Genomic DNA, 3,885 nt, shown 5'->3' on the forward strand with positions numbered 1-3,885 from the left:
CCCCACCCCGGCCCCGATGAAGTCCGGCCGGACGTAGACGGCGTACAGCTCGCCCCAGCCGTCGCCCCCCGCGCCTCCTTCGCCGCCGTCCACGCCGTCCACCTGCGGGTTGGGCCGGTACGGGCCCACGCAGGCCCAACCCACCACGCCCCGGTCGTCGACCTCCGCCACCAGGTGGGAGACGCCCGGCGGTTCCGTCGCGAGACCGGCCCGCAGCCCGGCCGCCCACCGCCCGGCGTCCATCCCGGCCAGGTACTCCTCGGGCACGAGGCCCCGGTAGGCGTGCCGCCACCCCTCGACCCTGGCGCGACCGGCCGCCTCCGCGTCCGCCGGCTCCAGGCTCCTGATCGCTATCCCCATGGCCGGCAGCGTAGTTCAGCGCCCTTTCGGCGCGACGCCGGCCGATTCGAGGGATGATCACGCACATGGCGTGTGCCTACGATGGGCAGCGTCCGTCCGAGCTTGTGGTCCGTCCGGGGGCCACGGGAGGAGAGGGGAAACGGATGTCCGCTGATGTCTCGGGGCAGGGGCCGCTGCCCGCGGCGTTCCTGACGCCTGGTTCCTCGTCGTTCCTCGACTTCCTCAAGGAGCACTCGCCCGGGCTGCTGCCGCCGCTGCCCGAGACCCCGAGCGCGCGGGCCGCGTCCGAGGTGCGGCACGGCACCACCATCGTCGCGGCCACCTACGCGGACGGCGTGCTCCTCGCCGGCGACCGCCGGTTCACCGCCGGCAACATGATCGCCCACCGGGAGGGCGAGAAGGTCTTCCCCGCCGACGAGTTCTCCGCCGTCGGCATCTCCGGCACGGTCGGCCTCTCCGTTGACATGGTCCGCCTCTTCCAACTGGAGCTCGAACACTACGAGAAGGTCGAGGGCGTCCCGCTCTCCCTGGTCGGCAAGGTCAACCGGCTGACCTCCATGATCCGCGACAACCTCGGCATGGCCATGCAGGGCTTCGCCGCCGTCCCGCTCTTCGCCGGCTACGACCTGGCCGCCCGCCGGGGCCGGATCTTCTCCTTCGACATCACCGGCGGCCACAGCGAGGAGTTCGGCTTCGCCTTCACCGGCTCCGGGTCGCCGTTCGCGCGCGGCTCCCTCAAGAAGCTGCACCGCGAGGGCATGAGCGAGGACGAGATCGTCACCGCCGTCATCCAGGCGCTCTACGACGCGGCCGACGAGGACACCGCCACCGGCGGCCCCGACCTGACCCGCGACCTCTTCCCGAGCGTCGCGCTCGTCACCGAGGACGGCTACCGCGCACTGCCGCACGACCGCGTCGCCGAACTGGCCCGCGCCGTGCTGGACCAGCGCCACGAGCGCCCAGACGGACCCCTCGCGGCGCCGCGCTAGGTCCTGACGCCCTGACAGGCGCTAGCCTTCGCCGGTGAGTTCGACCATCACGGCGGCGTGGTCCGAGGGCCAGACGTCGCCGCCCTCGGGTGTGGGGCCCGCGCCCGTGCGCCACACGGCGGTGACCCCGCCCTCGCCGCCGGGGCCCGTCGGGCCCAGGAGCACGTAGTCGGCGCGCACCTCGAAGGACAGGGTCCCGTCGTCCCGGGGCGGCCCGGCCTGGAAGGTGCCGGCCGGCTGGCCGGGGTCCGCGAACCGCCAGGCGTCGAGCATGACCTGGCCAGGAACGGCCGGCGCCGTCAGCGTCCCGCCGAACAGCCGCAGCTCGTCGGCCTCCGGCTCGGCGTTGAAGTCCCCCGTGACCACCGGCGGGAACGGCGTCCCGCCCCGCCGCTCCGCGACGAATCCGGCCAGCTCCGTCACCTGTGCCACCCGCACCGCGGAGCCCGCCGGATCCGAGTGCAGATGGGTGGTGAAGAACGGCACCCGCGCCCCCGGCGCGTCGACCAGCGCGAACAGCGCCGTCCGTACCTCCTCGGGGCCGCCCGCCGTCGGCAGCCGTCGCACCTCAGAGTCCACGAGTGGCCAGCGGCTGAGCACCGCGTTCCCCACCCCGTCCGCCGGCTCCGGCGCCCGGCCACGCCAGTGCTCGAACACCTCGCCCGGCGCCCACACCCAGTGCATGTCGAGCTCCTCGGCCAGCCAGCCCGCCAGGTTCTCGTCCTCCGTCGCCCAGACCTCCTGGAAGCCGCAGACGTCGGGACGCTCCCGCCGCAGCCAGTCGAGGATGGCGGTCCGCCGCGCCCGCCAGTCGCCGAACCGCCACCACAGGTTCCAGGTCATGATGCGCACGGGCCGATGCTACGGTCGCGGGGCGCGGGGCAGGTTCAGGCTCACGTGCGATGACGCGTGGCTGTGAGCCGACCGCACTGGTGCGGCGCCCGCCGGCCGCCGGTGTTACGGTCCGGACCATGACGATTCGGGCCGTGGTCTGGGACATCGACGACACGCTCTGGGACTACACCGGCTCGGACCGCGCCGGCGCGCTGCGCCACCTGGCCGCCGAGGGCCTGCTCGACCGGTTCCCCAGCCCGGAGGCCGCGCTGCTGCGCTGGCGCTCGGTGATGGAGGAGCAGTACGCCCGCTTCGAGGCCGGCGAGCTGACCTTCGAGGAACAGCGCCGCGAGCGCGCCCGCGGATTCCTGGGCCAACCGCTCACCGACGCCGAGGCCGACGCCTGGTTCGACCGCTACCTGGCCCACCGCGCCGGCGACCACGTGCCGTTCCCCGACGTGCTGCCGGCCCTCGACGCGCTCACCCCCGGCTACCGGCACGGCCTGCTCTCCAACTCCGGCCTGCGGAACCAGGAGCGCAAGCTGCTGGCGCTCGGCATCAGGGACCGCTTCGAGGTGCTCATCTGCTCCGACGAGGCCGGCCACGCCAAGCCGGCGCCCGAGGCGTTCTGGGCGGTCTGCGCGGCGATGCGGCTGCCGCCGCACGCCGTCGCCTACGTCGGCGACCGCCCCGACATCGACGCCGCCGGCGCGACCGCGGCCGGCCTGCACGGCATCTGGCTCGACCGATCCCCGGCCCCCGCCCCGGCGGGCGGCCCGCCGCACCGCATCACCGGCCTCGCCGCGTTGCCGGCGCTCCTCGCCGAACTCGGCCGGCGGCCCGCCGCCTAGTACTGCAAACACCGTTGCAGTACTAGGCGGCGACCTCGCCTCCGGCGCACGCCCTGCCGAGGTGTGCGCGCACGCACACCGAGCGGGGGCACCGGCGTGAAACCGCGACGCCGCGCACGTCAAACATGTTCGTTCGAGTGGAATCGAATCGTTCTGCGAATAACGCGCCCTCGACTGATGATTATCGCCCCTCTGTACTGCTTGTTCCGGCTGGGGCATTCATGCCCCCATGGAAAGGGCCCGATGGAGAGGCGAGGGGAGCGGGGCGATGGACGTCGGAAAGAGCTCGGAGTGGGCGGAACCGATCGCCGTGGTCGGCGCCGGGTGCCGGTTTCCGGGCGGCGTTGAGTCGCTGAGCGGCTTGTGGCGCCTGTTGATGGCTCGTCGGGAGACGGTGCGGGAGGTCCCGCTGGAACGATGGGGACAGGACGAGCTCCTGGGGCTGCCCGCGGGGCCCCGCACCGATCTTCCTGAGTGGCCGCTCCAACGCAGACATCACCGGCCGCGCCGCCCGCACCCGCGCGCTCGAGGCGAGTACTCCGGCCTGGACCCCGGCAAGTTGGTCCAACAGCGCGTCCACTTCGAGCGCCACCGAACCCGCGAACTCCCCGGCCGGCGAGTGCACCGTCACCCGGTACCCGGATTCCCCGCTCGCCACTTCGACCACGAAATCCCGCTCAACGGACACCACTTGGCGGCTCCCCTCCCCCCGATCAGGCCGTCCCAGGGCAATCCAACCAGGTCAACCATCCTGGCACTGCCCGAACAGCCCACACACCGTTCAACGTGTAACGGGCCGGCACCGGTTCGGACGGCGGCACCCGTCTCCGCGTGACCGCGCGGAACCGGGC

At 73.3% G+C, this 3,885-nt stretch carries 3 protein-coding genes and 1 pseudogene; 2 read left to right on the plus strand and 2 right to left on the minus strand.

The features are described 5' to 3' along the window. Positions 1–360, minus strand: a pseudogene (locus E1265_RS34740) (hypothetical protein); the annotation flags it as partial. A gap of 143 nt (positions 361–503) precedes the next feature. On the opposite strand from E1265_RS34740, the gene prcB reads away from it, so the two are divergent. Continuing rightward, the gene (prcB, locus tag E1265_RS34745; RefSeq protein WP_132934938.1) at positions 504–1,349 is read left to right on the plus strand and encodes a proteasome subunit beta; all 846 of its coding nucleotides are present in this window, start codon (positions 504–506) and stop codon (positions 1,347–1,349) included. 21 nt (positions 1,350–1,370) lie between these two features. On the opposite strand, the gene E1265_RS34750 is transcribed toward prcB, so the two are convergent. Next, positions 1,371–2,192: an endonuclease/exonuclease/phosphatase family protein gene (locus tag E1265_RS34750; RefSeq protein ID WP_132934941.1), complete on the minus strand. Its 822-nt coding sequence runs from the start codon at positions 2,190–2,192 to the stop codon at positions 1,371–1,373. A 128-nt stretch (positions 2,193–2,320) separates the two neighbouring features. Here E1265_RS34750 and E1265_RS34755 point away from each other — a divergent pair, with 128 nt between their 5' ends. Then, the gene (locus E1265_RS34755) at positions 2,321–3,034 is read left to right on the plus strand and encodes an HAD family hydrolase (RefSeq protein ID WP_132934939.1); all 714 of its coding nucleotides are present in this window, start codon (positions 2,321–2,323) and stop codon (positions 3,032–3,034) included. Positions 3,035–3,885 lie beyond the last annotated feature (851 nt).

The sequence above is a fragment of the Streptomyces sp. 8K308 genome (genome assembly GCF_004348315.1).
GTDB lineage: Bacteria > Actinomycetota > Actinomycetes > Streptomycetales > Streptomycetaceae > Streptomyces.

What these genes read in the sequence shown, in the direction of transcription:
- prcB (WP_132934938.1), top strand. Translation starts at nt 504, where the DNA reads ATGTCCGCTGATGTCTCGGGGCAGGGGCCGCTGCCCGCGGCGTTCCTG.
- E1265_RS34750 (WP_132934941.1), bottom strand. Translation starts at nt 2,192, where the DNA reads ATGACCTGGAACCTGTGGTGGCGGTTCGGCGACTGGCGGGCGCGGCGG.
- E1265_RS34755 (WP_132934939.1), top strand. Translation starts at nt 2,321, where the DNA reads ATGACGATTCGGGCCGTGGTCTGGGACATCGACGACACGCTCTGGGAC.